This window comes from Clostridium sp. JNZ X4-2 (assembly GCF_054889485.1).
In genome coordinates, this window is sequence record NZ_CM142685.1 from 2434898 (window position 1) to 2453254 (window position 18357).

At 32.6% G+C, this 18357-nt stretch carries 18 protein-coding genes, 2 tRNA genes and 2 riboswitches; of the genes, 3 read left to right on the top strand and 17 right to left on the bottom strand.

All coding sequences use genetic code 11. The features are described from left to right. Positions 1-86: 86 nt before the first annotated feature. Positions 87-830, top strand: coding sequence for a polysaccharide deacetylase family protein (locus tag ACYUJ6_RS11675; protein ID WP_461842952.1), 744 nt, complete (start codon positions 87-89; stop codon positions 828-830). A gap of 149 nt (positions 831-979) precedes the next feature. Here ACYUJ6_RS11675 and ACYUJ6_RS11680 read toward each other — a convergent pair whose 3' ends face one another. The 16 genes from ACYUJ6_RS11680 to ACYUJ6_RS11755 all read right to left on the bottom strand — a co-directional run bounded on the left by ACYUJ6_RS11680 (position 980) and on the right by ACYUJ6_RS11755 (position 15982). Continuing rightward, the gene (locus tag ACYUJ6_RS11680) at positions 980-1591 is read right to left on the bottom strand and encodes an IDEAL domain-containing protein (RefSeq protein ID WP_461842953.1); all 612 of its coding nucleotides are present in this window, start codon (positions 1589-1591) and stop codon (positions 980-982) included. 81 nt (positions 1592-1672) lie between these two features. After that, a complete protein-coding gene (locus ACYUJ6_RS11685; protein ID WP_461842954.1) occupies positions 1673-2332 on the bottom strand; it encodes an HAD family hydrolase in 660 nt (219 codons plus the stop codon). 124 nt (positions 2333-2456) lie between these two features. Next, positions 2457-3641 carry a class I SAM-dependent methyltransferase gene (locus ACYUJ6_RS11690; protein WP_461842955.1) on the bottom strand — a complete coding sequence of 395 codons (1185 nt, stop codon included), beginning with the start codon at positions 3639-3641 and terminating at the stop codon, positions 2457-2459. Positions 3642-3844: 203 nt separating this feature from the next. Beyond that, complete coding sequence (locus ACYUJ6_RS11695; protein WP_461842956.1) at positions 3845-5170, bottom strand: hemolysin family protein; 1326 nt, start codon at positions 5168-5170, stop codon at positions 3845-3847. A 154-nt stretch (positions 5171-5324) separates the two neighbouring features. Further along, positions 5325-5408: transfer RNA gene (locus ACYUJ6_RS11700), tRNA-Leu, on the bottom strand. Positions 5409-5481: 73 nt separating this feature from the next. Then, positions 5482-5555, bottom strand: a tRNA-Lys gene (locus ACYUJ6_RS11705). A gap of 217 nt (positions 5556-5772) precedes the next feature. Then, on the bottom strand, positions 5773-7659 hold the full coding sequence (locus ACYUJ6_RS11710; RefSeq protein WP_461842957.1) for an EAL domain-containing protein: 1887 nt from the start codon (positions 7657-7659) through the stop codon (positions 5773-5775). A 203-nt stretch (positions 7660-7862) separates the two neighbouring features. Further along, positions 7863-9044, bottom strand: coding sequence for a 30S ribosomal protein S1 (gene rpsA / locus ACYUJ6_RS11715; protein ID WP_461842958.1), 1182 nt, complete (start codon positions 9042-9044; stop codon positions 7863-7865). Positions 9045-9163: 119 nt separating this feature from the next. Then, entirely contained in the window at positions 9164-10135 is a 972-nt protein-coding gene (locus ACYUJ6_RS11720) for a P1 family peptidase (protein ID WP_461842959.1), read from the bottom strand. Positions 10136-10194: 59 nt separating this feature from the next. Continuing rightward, the gene (locus ACYUJ6_RS11725) at positions 10195-10785 is read right to left on the bottom strand and encodes an ECF transporter S component (RefSeq protein ID WP_461842960.1); all 591 of its coding nucleotides are present in this window, start codon (positions 10783-10785) and stop codon (positions 10195-10197) included. 146 nt (positions 10786-10931) lie between these two features. Beyond that, the gene (locus tag ACYUJ6_RS11730; RefSeq protein WP_461842961.1) at positions 10932-12449 is read right to left on the bottom strand and encodes a hypothetical protein; all 1518 of its coding nucleotides are present in this window, start codon (positions 12447-12449) and stop codon (positions 10932-10934) included. A gap of 262 nt (positions 12450-12711) precedes the next feature. Then, a riboswitch (cobalamin riboswitch) is annotated at positions 12712-12887 on the bottom strand. A gap of 79 nt (positions 12888-12966) precedes the next feature. After that, a complete protein-coding gene (locus tag ACYUJ6_RS11735) occupies positions 12967-13164 on the bottom strand; it encodes an alpha/beta-type small acid-soluble spore protein (protein ID WP_461842962.1) in 198 nt (65 codons plus the stop codon). A 177-nt stretch (positions 13165-13341) separates the two neighbouring features. After that, entirely contained in the window at positions 13342-14175 is an 834-nt protein-coding gene (locus ACYUJ6_RS11740; protein ID WP_461842963.1) for an energy-coupling factor ABC transporter ATP-binding protein, read from the bottom strand. A gap of 14 nt (positions 14176-14189) precedes the next feature. Continuing rightward, entirely contained in the window at positions 14190-14969 is a 780-nt protein-coding gene (gene cbiQ, locus ACYUJ6_RS11745; RefSeq protein WP_461842964.1) for a cobalt ECF transporter T component CbiQ, read from the bottom strand. Positions 14970-14972: 3 nt separating this feature from the next. Continuing rightward, the gene (locus ACYUJ6_RS11750) at positions 14973-15311 is read right to left on the bottom strand and encodes a hypothetical protein (protein ID WP_461842965.1); all 339 of its coding nucleotides are present in this window, start codon (positions 15309-15311) and stop codon (positions 14973-14975) included. Positions 15312-15313: 2 nt separating this feature from the next. After that, positions 15314-15982, bottom strand: a complete 669-nt coding sequence (locus ACYUJ6_RS11755; RefSeq protein ID WP_461842966.1) for an energy-coupling factor ABC transporter permease — start codon at positions 15980-15982, stop codon at positions 15314-15316. A gap of 154 nt (positions 15983-16136) precedes the next feature. Then, positions 16137-16308, bottom strand: a riboswitch (cobalamin riboswitch). 361 nt (positions 16309-16669) lie between these two features. Between ACYUJ6_RS11755 and ACYUJ6_RS11760 the strand changes: the two genes are divergently transcribed. Then, entirely contained in the window at positions 16670-17122 is a 453-nt protein-coding gene (locus tag ACYUJ6_RS11760) for a hypothetical protein (protein WP_461842967.1), read from the top strand. A gap of 86 nt (positions 17123-17208) precedes the next feature. Next, positions 17209-17637 carry a ferritin-like domain-containing protein gene (locus ACYUJ6_RS11765; RefSeq protein WP_461842968.1) on the top strand — a complete coding sequence of 143 codons (429 nt, stop codon included), beginning with the start codon at positions 17209-17211 and terminating at the stop codon, positions 17635-17637. Positions 17638-17691: 54 nt separating this feature from the next. Here ACYUJ6_RS11765 and ACYUJ6_RS11770 read toward each other — a convergent pair whose 3' ends face one another. Beyond that, positions 17692-18207, bottom strand: coding sequence for a tryptophan transporter (locus tag ACYUJ6_RS11770; protein ID WP_461842969.1), 516 nt, complete (start codon positions 18205-18207; stop codon positions 17692-17694). Positions 18208-18357 lie beyond the last annotated feature (150 nt).

An 18357-nucleotide genomic window follows, 5' to 3' on the forward strand; every position in this document is an offset into this window, starting at 1 on the left:
AATATAACATATATTATCACACTTATAAAAAAATAATAAGAGTAAATACTAATTAAAGAAATAAAATAAAAAAGAGGAGGTTTAAAATGAAATTCAGGTATTTTTTATCAGCTCTACTATGCACTTTATATGTATCATTAAGCTGCACAGCTTCTGTAAGCGCTTTTTCAGAAATTTCACCTTCTGCGGGGGACGATCTAACTGACTGTCCTAAAAACAAGATGATATATCTTACTTTTGACGACGGGCCCAGCACGGAAGTCACCGAAAAAATACTGGATATCCTAAAAGCTAAAAACGTAAAAGCAACATTTTTTGTAATAGGGTATAAAATAAAGGGACATGAAGAAATACTGAAAAGAATAGAAAATGAAGGACACAGTGTGGGGCTTCATACATATACACATAAATGCAGTAAAATATATTCAAATCCTGATTTTTTCTTAAATGAAATGGATAAAACTGATGAAGAAGTAGAAAATATTTTAGGCTTTAGATCTAAAATAATAAGATTTCCCACTGGAAGCAAAGGTCACTTAGACAAAGTGCTGCTGGACAAATTACATTCTTCCGGGTATAAAATATATGACTGGAATCTATGCCTGTCAGACGGAATAGATTACAAAACTCCCGTTGACAAACTGTACAGAGAGGGTACAAAAAAATGCATTAATCCCAACAAAATATTTTTACTGGCACATTGCGACACTCAGAATGAAAATACCTGTGAGGTACTGCCTAAAATAATAGATTACTATATTAATTCAGGCTACCAGTTTAGTGCCATTACGGAAGATACTCCTGAATATCATTTTAGAGTCACAAATTAAGTCCATTAATTCACAGGAATAAGTTTATTTTCTCCCAGGTTCACTGTTATCCACCTTTGTTCTCTTTATCTATATAATACCAGGCACTTTCAGCTGAATGATCTTCCATACTGTAAAAACATCATCGAATACAAATTTTATCCGAAATATCATCTTCCTCCACTTTCCAGCTCGTGGCAGAGGAAATCAAACAGCTCTCTATCTTTAGCATCCAATGCTCCATCTATCAATATATATATAACTTCTGCATGCAATTTATCTCTTTCTATCTTGCTTAAAGGATTTGTAATATAATTCATACGATATATAAAAGAATCACTCATTTCAGTTAAATGAACACTTTTTAGTATATTTATATAGGATCCCAGCTCTTTTTTTGAGATGACAAAGAATAGCTTATTATAATTATTCCTTGAAGATATTTTTATCATCCTTTTATTGAGAAACATCAATTCTATTTCTCCATATTTTTTTATTTCAAATTTTTTGCTCCTTATATTTGAATCCTTAAAAGAAGTTAAAAACTCTATATATCTCAAGAAATTTTTTTCATCAAATTCAAAATTGTTTAAAATAGTTTTAATGCCGCATCTTCTCTTAAAAGAAGCCTTATATTTATTATATCCCTTAGAATTTTTTTCTGTTGAAGTCAAAATGCTGTCTACAAATCTATCCATTGCTAAATTTGGAACAAGTTTCACTCCATATTCAAATCCTCTGTTCTCCTTTTTACTGTGAACAACAAAATTACTTATATCCATATTTATCTCCTTTTTTATATTATTGTACTATTATAAACGAAAAAAGTAATTTTTTGCGTTTATCCACAATATTAAAAAAGTTTAAAAAACAATTTTTTTAAATTCTCTCAACATACAATAAAAAGAATCACATATAAAATCTGCCTTTGATAATTCTTGATCCCCTGAATTTAAATTTTTAAAGGCCATGCAGTACATCCCAGCTTTTTTTGAAGCTTCCACTCCATTTTTAGAATCCTCTATCACTATACAATGATCTGGTCTTGCACCTAAAAGTTTCGCTGTTCTTAAAAATATATCTGGAGCAGGCTTGCTTTTTTTAACATCGTCACCTGTAACAAGCTGGCAGAAATATTCTTCCAGTTTAAATCTTTTAATGACAATTTCTATAACATTTATTGGGGATGAAGATGCTACAGCTAATTTTAAATCCTTGCTGTAAAGGAACTTTATAAGTTCACCCACGCCTTCTATTGGTTTTATATCCTTATTTCTCTTTAAATTGGTTAAATACAAATCCCTGTCCCTTTTTACCAGTTCCTCCAAAGAGTTAGATAAATTATACCTTCTTTTAATTGTTTTCCATTCATAATAATTTGTGGTTCCTATAAAACCAAGTTGTTCTTCTTTACTCATTTTTACACCATATTCAGCCAACAACTGGTCATTTAATTTTTTGTGCAATGGCTCACTATCTATAATAACTCCATCCATGTCAAAAATAACTGCATCTATAATCATACATTATCCCCTTTTTATATTTTATACAATATACTGATTTTCAGCTTATACCAGGTATTTTCAGATTCAAGAGGATTCTTCCCATAAAAAAATCAGAGTATATAACTCTGATTCTACAACATATTTAATCTTCATACAAATATTTTCTAGTCATAGGAAGCTCATTATTAAGTCCTTTAGTAAATACAAATTGATGTATATCAACTACTCCATAGTGAAATGAAGCTGCGCAGGCATTTAGATAAAGCCTCCACATCCTTATAAATCTGTCATCCTTAATTTTTTTTATTTCATCTAAGTTGTTTTCAAAATTTTCAGCCCAGCATTTCAATGTTTTAAAATAATGCAGCCTCAGGCTCTCTGCATCAACTAGATGAAGATCATTATCTGCCATTAAACTAACTAATTCTCTTATAGATGGAATATACCCGCCAGGAAATATATATTTTTTTATCCATTCATTTGCTTCTCCCTCGGTCTGTGCGGTAATACAATGAAGAAGAGATACTCCCCCCTCATTTAACATCTCTTTTACATCTTCCATGTAAACAGGCAAATTTTTCTTTCCTGAATGTTCTATCATTCCCACACTTACTATTCTATCAAATTTATCCGTTTTGCCCAAAAGCTCTCTGTAATCCAATAATTTTATTTCCACTTTTCCCTGTAAATTATTTTCAATCACTCTTTCAGCAGCTTTTTTATATTGTTCCTCACTTAAAGTTATTCCCAGGGCATTTACTCCATATTGCTTTGCAGCCTCAATAACAAGTTCTCCCCAGCCGCAGCCTATATCCAAAAGTCTTTGATCTTTTTTTAAGTTCAGTTTTTTCAATATATAATTTACCTTGTTTATCTGTGCCTGATAAATAGAATCATTTTCATTCTTAAAATATGCACAAGAATAGGTCATGGTTTTGTCAAGCCAAATACTGTAGAAATCATTCCCTAAATCATAATGATATTGTACATCCGTTTTACTTTTCTTTAAAGTATTAGGAATAACTTTATACAATTTGGAAAACATATCCGCTTTATTTAAAAAACTTTCCTTATTTTTATACACTGATTCTATAACTTCTCTAATATTTCCCTGAAAGTCCAGAATATTATTCATATAAGCTTCTCCCAGGGTAAGGAAAGGATCTCTTATAATATCCTTCTTAGGTATATCTTCATTTATGTATATCTTAAACTTGGCCTCTCCATCTCCATATTTTTCTTCCGTACCATCCCAGTATATAACCTGAACAGTATCCGAAAATACATTTTTCAAAAAATTTCTGAAAAATATTTTGTCTAAATTCATATTACATCTCTCCTTTTATATAACTCATATGCAAACAGGCAAAGACTCTTATCTTATCCGAGGGATTCATCATAGACCGAAATCCCGGATTAATAAAGCAAAGAATAAACACTTCTTATACCTCTAGACAAGAGTTCCTGCCAAATTTTCTGAACAAATATTTAAATCAGCATTAAAATTGCTCTATAAATATTGATTATTTCTTACAGCTGAGAATTTGTTTTTTTAGGGGTGTATATCTTCAAACTTTCTATTCTTTTCTCATCTACTTTTTCCACTTTAAAAATTACATCCCCGTATTCTACTGTGTTTTCCTCTTCTTCTTTTGGAATACTTCCCAAAAGTTCTACCACAAATCCTCCTATAGTATCTGAATTATCTGATTTTAAGTCTAAATTTAAAAATTCATTCACCTCATCTATGGATAATAATCCACTGACCAGATAAGTATTTTGATCAATCTTATTTATATACTGTTCATTATCGTCATATTCATCAAATATATTTCCCATTACCTCTTCAATTAAATCCTCTATGGTTACAATTCCTGAAAATCCTCCATATTCATCAATTAAAATGGCCATATGATTTTTGGTACTTTGAAGTTCTTTAAAAAGTACATCTATATTTTTGTTCTCCGGTACAAAATATGGAGTTCTAAGCATTGATTTTATATCTATATTATTCACCGAACTCTTCATCAACTTGGCAAACAAATCCTTAATATACAGTATTCCTATTATATTGTCTATGTCATCTTTATATACAGGTATCCTGGAATACTTCTCTTCAATAATGCTTTCCACGGTGTTTGAATCCAGATCATCTATGTCTATAACAAATACTTCAGTTCTGGGAGTCATGACTTCCTTTGCCAGTTTGTCATCAAACTTAAATACTCCTTCTATCATTTCCTTTTCAGATTGATTAAATACACCGGTTTCCTGACCTTCTTCCAGCATGGATCTGATTTCTTCTTCCGATACTCTATTTTCAATGTCTTCTGTACTCACATTGAACAATTTCATGAGAATAGTAGTGGATCCTGATAGCAATTTCACAAATGGCAGCATTATTTTACTTATAAATAAAATAGGTTTTATCAGTGCCATTGACATTGCTTCTGAATTTTGAAGTGCAACTCTCTTTGGAAGTAATTCTCCAAAAACAAGGGTAACATACGATAATAATATTGTAATGACAATTACGGATATTTTATCACTATAGGGAATGCCCAATTTATTCAAAAAAAACGCAAATTTTGTTGACAGGGTAGTAGCTGCAAATGCGCTGGCAAAAAATCCAGCAAGAGTTATTCCTACCTGTATAGTAGCTAAAAAATTACTAGGTTCTTTTAATAATTGTAATATTATTTCTGCCCTCTTATTCCCTTCTTCTGCTAAATAACTAATTCTGTTTCTATTTAAAGCGACTATGGCCATTTCTATGGCTGAAAAAAATGCATTAATCACCGTGAGTACTAATATTAACATAAGTTCAAATACTATACTCTGCCAGGTAACATCCATGCTAAATCAAACGCCCTTTCATCTATTTTTTAAGATAATAAATAGGAATCAGATGATAAGTCTAATTCCTGCAATAAAATTCTCAATCATGCTATGGTACTGTATAATATGTAAATCATTCTTATCATTTAAAATGAATTTTATTGTAAACAAGTGGTGCAGATGAAGGGAGTCGAACCCCCACGCCATAGGCGCTAGATCCTAAGTCTAGTGCGTCTGCCAATTCCGCCACACCTGCATATATAAAAATAAATATTAGGATTTTATCATGTCAAATCTATACCACAAAATCTATAACCTCGGTTCAATGATGGCTTACCGGAGAATCGAACCCCGGACACCATGATTAAAAGTCATGTACTCTACCAACTGAGCTAGTAGACCCCTGGCTGGGGCGGCAGGATTTTAATCTAAGAATGATGGAATTAAAGTACACTGCCTTGCCACTTGGCTGCGCTCCAGTAACTTAATTTTATATTTACGACAAGATAAATTATCTATAAAATAATTCCCATATTTAAATTAGAATTTTTTGTAACTGCAAGATAAATTATAAAGCACAACTTTTGGAATGTCAATAGCTTTTTCTTCCCCAGCAATAACTAAAGCTGAGGCATCTTTTTCTCTAAAAACATATTTATATCTTCCGGAGGCATTGGTCTGCCAAAATAATATCCCTGAATTTTATTACAATTTTCTCCTTCTAAATATCGAATTTGTTCTTCCATCTCCACTCCCTCTGCCACCACTTCTAATTTCATTTTATGGGCAAGCTTTATTATTTCTCCAGTTATAATATCCTCATAAGGATCCTTACATATCCCATCTATAAAAGTCTTATCAATTTTAAGAGTATTTATTGGAATATTTTTTAGATAGTTCAAAGAAGAATATCCACTTCCAAAATCATCTAATGCTACTCTGACGCCCATATTTTTAAGCTCAGTTATTACCCCTAGATTCAATTCAAGGGATTCCATCATAACACTTTCAGTTATTTCCACTTCCAAATATTCAGGTTTTAAATCCGTTTCTTCTAAAACCTGTCTGACTGTGCTTAGAAAATTGCTGTTCTTAAGCTGTATTGGAGAAACATTTATGGATATAAAATCATAAGAATACCCCTTATCTTTCCATATCTTATTTTGTATACAGGCAGTTTTAAGAACCCACTCACCTATAGGCACTATAGACCCTGTTTCTTCAGCCAGGTTTATAAATTCCAAAGGCATGACCCATCCAAGTATGGGACTGTTCCATCTAATTAAAGCTTCAAATCCAACTACCTTTTTAGTTTTTATATCAACTTGAGGCTGATAATATAATATAAATTCGTTGTTCTTTATTGCTTTCCTCAATTCTCTCTCAAGTTCTGTCTTCCTTAAAATCTCTTCATACATGGATTTTTCAAATAATCTATAAGAATTTTGGCCAGATAACTTAGATTTATTCAATGCTATATCTGCATTTCTAATTAGCTTTGCAACTTTATTCCCGTCCCTGGGGAAAACTGTTATACCTACATTAGCTGACACCAAGGTTTCTTTTCCATCGAAATCCCACAATCCACTTATTGTATCCACTATATATTCAGCTAAATCATTTAATTTTATTTTATCACTTATTTCACGTTTCAAAAGCAAAAATCCATCTCCGCCCATCCTTGAAACTACTCCAATATTCAACTCTTTCAAGGTGTTTCCTATTTTTTTTAATAATTTATCCCCATACTCGTATCCGAAAATGTCATTTATACTTTTAAAATTGTTCAATTCGATTTGGAATATTGAAAAACTTTTTCTGGGATATTTTTCAATTTGATTCTCAACCTCCTTTGTAAAATAATTCCGATTATATAAATTAGTCAACTGATCATAATAAGCCATATTTGCCATTTTATCATATCGAAGTATAAATTTTTTATATGATGCATATAATTGTTCGTATGTATTATAAAGTTCTGTATAATTTTCACTAGTAACTTTGGTTCTGCCTGAGTCTTCAATCAATCTATACTCCAATTTGGCCAATACCATGAATTCATTACGAAAGAAGTTAATAATTTTTTTCATATTTTTTTCTGAAATAACAGGTACTCTCATAATACCATTGACATATTCCTTATTTCCCTGGCTAAATTCATCTGATTTTTCTATAGCATTTTTTCTGTAACTTTCTTTAAAAAATACTGGATTTAAAAAAGTTGTTGCAATATGTTTTTTATTTATAATTATAGGTATACCTATGTAAATCAGACCATTACAATGTTTATAAACTCCGATCTTATTTCCCCTGTCAATCTGCCTAAGTATATCCTCTTCATGCCCGTCACATACCAATCCAGGATATAAGCCAGATTTAAACGGTACATTAAATACATCTCCATTAATATATTTTATTAAACATGATATCCCCGTTATAGAGTAAAAACTCTCCATTAAATTTTTAAACTCAGGTATGTCTACCAAATTTGACAATCTATATTCCATATTAACACCAACTTTCATCTATACTGCATATTTTACAAAACTTATTTAAACATCTACTGTGACTGTGTTATATACGTATGAGCATTACATGGTATATCAATCATATTAAGATTAGCTTTGTTCTTTAAATATTAAATACTGTTATTATTTATATGCCCCATATGGAAAGTATATAATCCTTTTATAAATTATTTAAATGCTCTTTAATCAAATTTTATATTCTTTAATTTATCTTTAAATAGATCACCTAAAGTAACTCCCTGGTTAGAATTATCTATATATTCTTTAAAGTCCCCCTTAGAAGAGCTATCTTCAGCTTCTTTTATGCTGAGTGACATTCTGTTGGCTTTTGCATCTATATTGAGTATTTTTACTTTTACTACATCTCCTACACTTAAAACATCTGAAGGTTTCACAATATGTTCTCGAGATATCTCAGATATGTGTACAAACCCTTCCAGCCCGGATTGAATTTCTACAAAAGCACCTATGTTTATAATTTTGATCACAGTTCCTTGAACTATATCATCTAATTTATATTTTTCATTTACCTTGCTCCAGGGATTATCTTCCCTATTTTTCATAGAAAGTGAAATTCTATTTTTTTCTTTATCCACATCCAAAACATAAACCTTAACATGGTCACCTATAGATACCACTTCAGAAGGATTTTTTATTCTCTTCCATGAAAGCTGAGAGACATGTACTAATCCATCTACACCGCCTAAATCAATAAATGCTCCAAATCCTGTGAGTCTACTTACAACTCCTTCCCTTTCCTCACCCTTTTGTATATTATTCCACAGCTGTTCTGCCTTTTTTGCCAGCTCTATTTGTTCAACTTCTCTTCTGGACAGCACAATTTTATGCTTGCTCTTATCCAATTCAATTATTCTCACAGATAAAGTTCTGTTTATAAAATCCTCTAAATTGTTTACATATTTTACTGAAAGCTGAGATGCAGGTATAAAAGCTCTTAAATCATATAAATCCGCCAGCACACCACCTTTTACTACTTCCTTTACAACTACCTGAAAGGTTTCCCTGTTTTTGAACAAGTATTCAATTTTATCCCAGGCTCTTATTTCATCAGCTTTTACCTTTGACAATAACAAGCCCTCTTCCCCGCTATTTATATTAACTATATATACATATATTTCATCTCCGACTTTTAAAAGTTCTCCCATATCTTCATCTTCTTTTTTGCATACTTCACTTTTAGGCAATACTCCATCCACCATATAACCTATATTTACCATAGCCTCTTTATCAGTTATTGAAATAACCTTTCCTTTTACTATTTCTCCATTTTTTACATTCTCCATAGTTGAATCAATTTGATCTATAATTTCATTCATTGAACTTACTTCCTTATCATATGACATTAAGATATCTCTCCTTTTATATTTATAATTGCAATTTCAGCAGTCAACAGTTATATTTTATCACAAATTCCAGCCATAAAGTCAAACTTTAACTCTAACTTTCAATAATTATCAAGTAATTATCTGGTATGCTGGATATCTCCATAGCTTTTGTAGCCTAGAATTGAGTCTGCACTTTTTACAGCTCTTACAACGGCTTTTTCTATAACTTCAGCTGCCAAGAATCCTACAACGCTCAAATCTGCCTGAACTTTTGCCGTACCCATGGAAAATATGGTATCCCCGTCAAACATGGAGTGTGCTGGTCTCATGGCTCTTCCATAACCATTATGTGCCATAGATGCAATTTTACTCATTTCAGATTTTGTAAATTTACCATTAGTAACTACAATTCCAATAGTGGTATTCCCGGTAAATAAATTTTTTTTATTGGAATATCTTGAAATCATTATACTCTCAGTACCTGCAAAAGATCTTTTATCTTCCCTTAAAACACCTGCTATTATATTTCCGCTGCTGCTGTCTATTACATCCCCAAGACAATTCACTGCAACTACCGCTCCCACTTTAAGCTCACCTGACTGAAGAGCAAAAGAACCAAGTCCTCCTTTCATTGCATACCTGCTTCCTAGTATTTTCCCAACAGTTGCTCCTGCTCCTGCTCCTATGTTGCCATTTTCACATAAATTCAACTTGGAATTTATACAAGCTTCATATCCCATGGACTTATCCGGTCTTATTTTATAATCACCTATGTTGAGATCAAACAAAACCGCCCCGCAAACTATAGGCACTTTTGTAACGGTTACATCAAAGCCAATATTTCTTTCTTCTAAGTACTGCATTACTCCGCCTGCTGCATCCAATCCAAAAGCACTTCCTCCTGCAAGAACTACTGCATGAATTCTATCCACTAAATTAACTGGATTTAATAGATCCGTTTCACGGGTACCTGGTGATCCTCCTCTCACATCTACTCCAGCAGCTGCCCCATTTTCACATATAACCACAGTACATCCTGTAGGACCTTTTAAATTCTGGGCATTTCCTATTCTTATTCCCTCTATACTATTAAATGAAATTTCCCTCATTTCTACCTCCTATATTATAAAACCCCAAGCTTGCAAAGGCTCAGGGTTAATTGCATAATTTATTTATGTCTCATCTTAGTAATGGCAGTGACAACAGATACCGCAATAATTATAGATAAGATCATTTCAGGCATGCCGTTTGTAAAGGCTACAACTAGTATTCCCTTTTTGGCTGCACTTAAACTTATATTTAGTGCCTTGGAATAAGGACCCAGGTATATAATATATATCATGCCCAGCACACCTACGGTGTTTATCAATGACCCTACGGCGGCAGCTATTCCTACAGATAAAACTTCCCTTTTCATTCTTATGAGCTTAAATACGTAATAACTTCCCACTCCTATAAGTATTCTCGGTAAAACAGATACCAGAGGGTTCATAAAAACAAAAGAAACAGGGGTAGGAGTAGTTATAGATTGAATCACACTAAATACACCAAAGATAAGTCCTACCATAGCACCCACAAGCGGCCCCTCTAAAACAGCCCCTATTATAACAGGTACGTGCATTATAGTGGCTTTCACCGGCGGAATAGGTATAAAACCCAATCCAGTTACACCAAGTACAATAGAAATTGCAGACAGCATGCCAATTATGGCAATCTGTCTAATACTAAGCTTTGACCATGTTTTTAATTGTCTTTCCATAAGTTTTCTCCGTTGTTATTCATTTTGATATAACACGGAACCTCCTTTATAAAATTTAGTTCAGTTTTTTAATAAATACTGACGATTTTATTTTACCACTTTTAATGGAAAGTTCAATAAAGCAGTTAAAAAACATAATCTTTTTTTCAATCTCTATGTATTGGAAATCCCTCTTTAAAATACTCTTCAGGATACAATAAATCTATTGTCTTTCTCCTGCTGCATTTTCCATCTTCCATAAATATATCAGGTATCCCGCTTAAATTTATCCTTATATTTTTTAATGGAAATATATCACATATGTTTTTTATGCACTCAGCCGCAGAATTATTTTTTGTTCCTTTTATATATTCCACTATCTTATGGCCCTTCAGCCAACCTGAACCTCTATACCCTTCATCATAGTTTACTACAGTACATTTCAGCTTATCTCTGTCATTTCCAGATATAGAAGACATGAAAAAGGTTTTAACCATAATATCATCCTGCGGCAAACTATATCCTGCAAAAATTATATGTTTTGCATTTTTCATAAGAAGTCCCATTTCAGTTTTCAATTCTTCTAAAGTTGGTACACTCTTTTCCCTTGAAAGGCTCTGTATTATAAGAGGCATATCATAAGGGTAAGTTATTTGTCCACAATAAGGACACTCTATGGCACCTCTTTTATATGTCTTTTCTTTTTCTGTTGTATACCTCCAGTTTTTTTGCAATGTTTTTAAAATAGATGGCCCAAAAACCTCTGTAGACAGTCTATCCCATCTTTTTGCAAAACTAATTATGGATTTGCCGCATTCAGGGCAGACCCTGGAACCAAACATACCATGGGGAAACAGTATTTTTCCTATCCTCATTATCCTAGAAGGGTAATTATAATCATTTATACTTTTACACTGGGGTTCATCCGTTACATACCATATGCCGGATTCATCCTCATTCAATTGGGCAGAAGATATCTGAGTTCCAAAATCATCATATAACTGCAATTTTAAGCCATCTTTTAGTCTGACAGGCCTTTCATTTTTCTCCTTATGGGCATTGAATAAGTTCCAGAGTATTATGGGATCCCAATTAAAAGATATTATGGCATAGGAATAAAGATAAAATCGTCTTGTATCCCTTCTATAACCTCTGTTTTCAAATGCCTGCGCCTCTTCTATCATAAGATCTACAAGTATTTTTGCAAATTGATAATAAGGTTCCATTTTTTCTCTGTCTGCATATCCCTGGGTACCTTGTATACTAAATCTCTCCAACTCTTCAATAATCAAAATGAGACATCTTTTGGCCGCCTGAACTCTTTCCACCCTTAAAAACTGTGTTTTCCCATGAGAAAAAGCATTAAATCCCATATTATTGTCAATAAGTTGATCAAGCATAGTAAAAAGTTCGTGCATGTTAAACTTGGCGTTGGTACTTATTATAGCCTCTAGAGCTTTTAAATCGTATATCTTAGACATCTTAGAGTCTTTAATTAAATCTTCCGTAATTAATTTTTCAAAAGCATCAGCCAGTTTTTTATCTTTTCCCTTCAAAAAGGAAAAATCCCTTTTACTTATTTTTAAAATAAGCTGCATCAACTCATTAGTTGCATGAAGCCCTAAGCTTTTAGTAGCACCGGCTCCCCAAAGTATAATCGTTTCAGGCCAATATTTTTCAGACATGATGTATCCTTCCTTTTAAGTTTATTCCAATCAATAGCTATTTTAAAATATTATAACCTAATATAGGCTCTTTAAAACACAAAAATGCACTTATTCATCCATAATAAGTGCATTATTAAAGGGATTAGATATGTTTAAGTTAACACCAAACACATATATATAAAAAGGGACTTCTTTTAGAAGTCCCTGATTATCATATTACAAAACTACACTATTAAAAATAGTATCAGCATTACAATTGATAAATCCTTCCCTCCGAAAGATTTCTATGCAAGTATAGGCAGGTTTCCTGACTATCGGCTCATCCTCTTTTTCCCTTCCCAGAAACACTCCAGTGGAAATTTAAAATTGTCACCTGATACAGTAGCGGGGGCTGTAATGGTATTTCACCATATTCCCTTTTAATTATAATATAAACCGTATACTTTATTATTTAATTATGAGTTAATTATATTCTTATTGTCTATATTAGTCAAGTAACTATTCATACTTTTTTCATTTATTTTAATTAATATGGTTACTTTAATCCCTGCTCATAAGCCTCTATCATCTTTTTTACCATCTGTCCCCCTATTGAGCCTGCTTCCCTTGATGTAATATCACCATTATATCCATCTTTTAGATTCACTCCTACTTCTCTAGCTGCTTCCATCTTAAATCTATTAAGACCTTCCTTTGCCTCTGGAACTAAAGTTCTATTTCCATTACCTGTCATGATGAATTCCTCCTTCACATTCTCATAGATTTTTTTATTGAAGTATTTTATTTAATTGTGTATCTAGAGTTTATGTAATTTAAAGTTTTATAAACTATTAAATTCATGACAGATATGAAAAAATCACTGAAATCTTATTAAAAAATTCCAGTGATTCTACTTTTATATCTTTTCATGTCAATTTCTATTTTGATTTTCTAAAACACTTTTGGCCTGACCAATGGTAAGAGGTAATGTATCTGCATTTATTGCTCCATCTCTATCCAGAATTTCAACCAAATGAGCTACTCTTGGAAGTCTTAAATCAATTTTTCGAATAAACTCTTTTTGATTAAACACTTCCTGAGTTGTGCCTCCCCTTACAATTTTTCCTTTATCCAAAAGATAAACCGTATCAGCTAAAAGAGGAACTGTATCCACATCATGGGTGGCAAAGATCAAAGTAATTCCAAGTTTTTTATTTATTATGTCAAGAAGTTTGATTAACTTATATACTCCCCTGGGATCAAGAGCTGCTGTGGGTTCATCCAGAACCATTACCTTAGGCTTCATGGCAAGGACACTTGCAAGTGCTATTCTTTTTTTTTGCCCTCCACTTAAATTATGGGGACTTTTATCATCATAACCTGTCATTCCAACCACCTTTAATGACCATGCTATTGTATCTTCCAATTCCTGCCCTCTCATACCCATGTTCAAAAGCCCATAGGCAATTTCCTGTCGAACTGTAGAATTAAAAAGCTGATCATCAGAGTCTTGAAATACCATGCCTACCATACGTCTTATTTCAACTAAATTTTTTTTGCATACCTGAAGTCCATTTATTGTAATAGTACCTGATTTAGGCTTTAAGATTCCATTAAACAGATGAAAAAGAGTGGATTTACCTGCACCATTGGGACCAAGTATTGCTACCTTTTCCCCGCTTTTTATTTTCATGTTAACATCTTTAAGTGCCAGGCTTCCATCACCATAAGCATAGCTGACTTTATCCACATCAATAAGTTCCATATATTATTCTCCTTTTAAATCAATATATTTGCAATAATTAAAGCTGCCAATAAAACTGCTCCTAATATTCCAAAGCGAAAATCCTTGGCTGGAATGGAGTATGTGAAAAACTTAGCTTGTTTACTCTCTTCGTTATATCCTCTTGAAAGCATGGCATTGTAAACCCTCACACTGCGATCCAAAGATTCTATTATGACATAAACTGCTATTTTTCCCGCATCTTCAGCACGGCGCATCCAACTGGAATTATCTCCCATACGGCTCAATTGGGCATGTCTCATACTTTTTCCCGTATCCTCAATTATAAATATATATCTGTACATCATATCCGCTAAATCTATTATAATTGATGGTACCTTAAATATTCTCAGGGTTTCAAGTATTTCAATCATGGGTGTGCAAAAGGACAGTATACATGCCAGACTAACTGCTGCCATTATCCTGAGCATCAACAAAATTCCAAGTATAAGACCTTCTCTGTAAATATTAAAGCGATATCCAAAAAGGGGAATATAGGTTAATACCTGCTGTCCATTGGTAAATAACATACTGGCAAACACAAGCCATGCTATACTAAAGGGCATAAGCATCCTTTTTATAAGTCTTTTCCAGGGCATATTCAAAGTATAATATCCAATTATAGAAAGTGCCCACAGAGAAACTACTAAGTACCAATGGGAAAGAAAAGTTACAATTATAATTGCACTTAAAAACAAAACTGTTTTTACCCTTCCATCCAAACGGTGTAAAAAACTTTTATTACCAGATATCCTGCCAAATGAAGATAGTTCCATAATTTATTCTTCCTTTAACGATTTTTTATTTTTAGCTGATTCTCCAAACAATTTTTCCCAATGATGTCCCACTATTAAGCCTGCAAAAAAATTTGCTACAGAAAAGGCTCCTACCTGTGCATCACCAGGTAATTCAACAAAAGGCTTGTGATTATTGGATGCCATGGTATTCACCTTGTCATCTGTACCTCCGGCTTCCATTTTATGATTGACCATATATTTTGAAGCCCCAAATATAAAAATAAACAGGATTATCATTACTGTCAACATAATTCTAGTAAATTTATCTAAAAATTTAATGCTTGTACCTTTTCCATTTTTTATATTACCACTTGATTCCATAATTATTTTGCCTCCTCTTTCCTAAGTACACCTGGCAGCAAATCTGGACGTCTTTTTATCATGACCTGAAGAACCAATGCTGTAAATACACCTTCTGCTATAGCTAAAGGCAGCTGAGTAGGACCATAACCTAAAAAGAATATCATCCACTGCTTCATCAAAGGAACATGTCCATGTAAACTTATGGCCAATTCAAGGGCAGCTACCAGATATGTAACTATATCACCTACAAAACCTGCCACTCCTGCGGCCAGCCAAATAGGACTTTTAAAATACCTTAATATTTTCCAACATAAATATCCTAAAATCCCCGCGGCTATACCCATGGAAAAAGTGTTTGCACCAATGGTGGTTATGCCTCCATGTCCTAAAAATATGGCCTGAAAAAACAATACAATAGCTGAAATAACACCAGTTGCAAAAGGTCCTACTATAATAGCTGCCAGTGCAGTACCGCAGGGATGAGAGCAGGAGCCAGTTACAGGAACGGGAATATGCATGCATGATATAACAAATACTGCTACGCCTACCATTGCCAAAAAAGGTTTATAATATAAGTTCTCTTTAACCCTTTTTTTTATCTCCTTAACACCTGGTATCATAAATACAGCACTTATAGCATACCATGTTCCCCAAGCCTGTGGTGATAAAATACCATCTTCAATATGCATTTCTTATTACCTCCAATTTTATATTTAAAAATCCATTTTAATTCTAAATAAAAATTTAACCCCTTAGCTTAAAAGCGCTGAGGGGTTAAAATTTATAAAAAACAATATAAATTCCTATATTACAGTCACCTCCCTATCACTCGTAGAGCTTAATGGTTCCCAAATAATATAGGCAGGTCTTCTGACTTGGAATCATCATCCTTATAACCTTCCCAGTTTCCCAGTGGTATATCTATAAGGACTCCTCTTTTACAGCGGCGGGACCGTGCAGACTTCTCATCTAACTTCCCTTTTAAGTAAAATACACCTATATATTTTAATATTATTTTTGCTATGTTTACTTTTTTTAATACTTAAAAATCATTACATGTAATAATTAAGTTAAGTTTCTCACAAACTTTTAAAGCTGTCAAGTGAAATTAAAAAAAATTAATTCAGAGCAAGCTGCATGTTCTAAATATTTTTTTACTTCATCATAAAATAACTTTTGATTACCTTTTAGTGCAATCACATAGTCAGATATTTTTTGAAAAAGTTGATTTTATCACTTGCAAAATTTTCTATTTATTTACTCATACGTCTGCCATGAAAACTGTACTTAAAGTTTTAATTACTTACCAAAAACGCTTTACAAATTAATAGTAAATATTATATAATTATTATTATAAACTTCTGGGGGGTAATAAATTGGAAACAGAAATAAATTTTAATTCTCTCATAACATCAGTGGGAAATTGTTGTTTAGGAAAAGAAATTTGTGGGGACCACTGTGATAAATCAAATTGTCTAATAGGATATTGTAAAAAAAACTTACTTGACTGTCTTAAATCTGGTCAGCAATTTTTAGATGAAGAGATAGATGAAATCCCACTATTTGATACAAAAGTCTTTGATAAATCCTCTGTTATAGATACAATTGGCCTTATATTAAATCAATGTAAAAGCTGTAATGCTTATCATGACGAGGACTGTATAATAAATATTTTGAGAAGTGCATGTGAAGTAATTTTATTTGGGAACCCAAAAGATTATAAAGGCAGTGTGCTCTTATATCTGGCTGATATAAAAAATGACAATTCGGAAACAGCAGATAAAATTCATGAAGCCTACATACTTAACAAAAAATCATCTCAAAATTAATTATATGTAGTTTATGTATAACCAGCCATGGCGAGGGGCTTACAATACCTTGTACATAGATATTAAGGAAAGAAGGTTATTATAATATGGAAAATGTAAAATTAACTTATGAAACAACCTTGGGAGATACAGAAGGCACTGACGTTGAAAGATTAGTAAAACAGACATTTAAGGGTGAAACAAAAGAAGCTGGTCTATATACTGCTATAGCACGTCAAGCTCAAAGACAGGGATATGGAGACATTGCAGAAATACTAAAAGTTCTTGCAAAAGAGGAAATAGAACATGCTGCTACATGTGCTGAGTTAAACAATATGATAACGGGGGATTGCTTCCAGGATATAAGACAGATGCTGGAAGGAGAAATTTTTGCAAATAAGTCAAAACGTGAAGATGCACTTCACTCAGAAAAATTAAAAATTGATTCTGCAAGAGAGTTTTTTAACTCAGCTTCTAAAGATGAAGGCCGTCATGCCAGAATACTTGAAGGAATACTAAAAAAATATAATAAATAACTTAAAAAAATCAAGGGAGATAAAATAAAATCACGCCCTTGATTTTTTAACAATTTATATTTGTTTTACTGCCCCTCTTTTTACTGCTATATTTATTATATTAAATAAGACTGCACCCACTATGGTGTTTACAACAGCTGCTGGTAACACTACAGTTAAAAATAATGCCGTAAAGCTAGTGCCAAGTCCTACTGTAAGCAAAACTACAGTTAAAAATGCAGTACCGCTTACTATTGTTCCAATTGCCGTAGTCAATACAATATTTATCTGATTATTCACTTTGTCCCTAAAAGGTTTTACCAAAATAAACATTACATTTATAGTTATGAATTTGTCAATTACATTTGCAAATTGTCCTCCTGGAAAAGTTGTAGTTGCCGCTGCCAATATTCCTGCCACAACACCCGAGCAGACACAAGTCTTGTAATCCTTATTAAGCAAAAGTATTATAAAAAGCATGGCGAGAGATATATCTGGTTTCATTCCAAATAAAATTGGAGGCACAACTTGATGCAATACTGCACCAATGGCAAGCAGTATAGAATTTATAATCATTTTTTTTAAGTTCATAATTGACACTCTCCTAAAATTATAATTTTAAATATTAAATCCTAGGGAAATCCCTAAGTTTATACTATAATTGAGAGAGAAATATTTCTTTCATAACATAATAAAACACCACCAATGCCTATATTTTTTCCATAAAAAAACTCCATCCTA

What these genes read in the sequence shown, in the direction of transcription:
- ACYUJ6_RS11675 (WP_461842952.1), top strand. Translation starts at nt 87, where the DNA reads ATGAAATTCAGGTATTTTTTATCAGCTCTACTATGCACTTTATATGTA.
- ACYUJ6_RS11680 (WP_461842953.1), bottom strand. Translation starts at nt 1,591, where the DNA reads ATGGATATAAGTAATTTTGTTGTTCACAGTAAAAAGGAGAACAGAGGA.
- ACYUJ6_RS11685 (WP_461842954.1), bottom strand. Translation starts at nt 2,332, where the DNA reads ATGATTATAGATGCAGTTATTTTTGACATGGATGGAGTTATTATAGAT.
- ACYUJ6_RS11690 (WP_461842955.1), bottom strand. Translation starts at nt 3,641, where the DNA reads ATGAATTTAGACAAAATATTTTTCAGAAATTTTTTGAAAAATGTATTT.
- ACYUJ6_RS11695 (WP_461842956.1), bottom strand. Translation starts at nt 5,170, where the DNA reads ATGGATGTTACCTGGCAGAGTATAGTATTTGAACTTATGTTAATATTA.
- ACYUJ6_RS11710 (WP_461842957.1), bottom strand. Translation starts at nt 7,659, where the DNA reads ATGGAATATAGATTGTCAAATTTGGTAGACATACCTGAGTTTAAAAAT.
- rpsA (WP_461842958.1), bottom strand. Translation starts at nt 9,044, where the DNA reads ATGTCATATGATAAGGAAGTAAGTTCAATGAATGAAATTATAGATCAA.
- ACYUJ6_RS11720 (WP_461842959.1), bottom strand. Translation starts at nt 10,135, where the DNA reads ATGAGGGAAATTTCATTTAATAGTATAGAGGGAATAAGAATAGGAAAT.
- ACYUJ6_RS11725 (WP_461842960.1), bottom strand. Translation starts at nt 10,785, where the DNA reads ATGGAAAGACAATTAAAAACATGGTCAAAGCTTAGTATTAGACAGATT.
- ACYUJ6_RS11730 (WP_461842961.1), bottom strand. Translation starts at nt 12,449, where the DNA reads ATGTCTGAAAAATATTGGCCTGAAACGATTATACTTTGGGGAGCCGGT.
- ACYUJ6_RS11735 (WP_461842962.1), bottom strand. Translation starts at nt 13,164, where the DNA reads ATGACAGGTAATGGAAATAGAACTTTAGTTCCAGAGGCAAAGGAAGGT.
- ACYUJ6_RS11740 (WP_461842963.1), bottom strand. Translation starts at nt 14,175, where the DNA reads ATGGAACTTATTGATGTGGATAAAGTCAGCTATGCTTATGGTGATGGA.
- cbiQ (WP_461842964.1), bottom strand. Translation starts at nt 14,969, where the DNA reads ATGGAACTATCTTCATTTGGCAGGATATCTGGTAATAAAAGTTTTTTA.
- ACYUJ6_RS11750 (WP_461842965.1), bottom strand. Translation starts at nt 15,311, where the DNA reads ATGGAATCAAGTGGTAATATAAAAAATGGAAAAGGTACAAGCATTAAA.
- ACYUJ6_RS11755 (WP_461842966.1), bottom strand. Translation starts at nt 15,982, where the DNA reads ATGCATATTGAAGATGGTATTTTATCACCACAGGCTTGGGGAACATGG.
- ACYUJ6_RS11765 (WP_461842968.1), top strand. Translation starts at nt 17,209, where the DNA reads ATGGAAAATGTAAAATTAACTTATGAAACAACCTTGGGAGATACAGAA.
- ACYUJ6_RS11770 (WP_461842969.1), bottom strand. Translation starts at nt 18,207, where the DNA reads ATGAACTTAAAAAAAATGATTATAAATTCTATACTGCTTGCCATTGGT.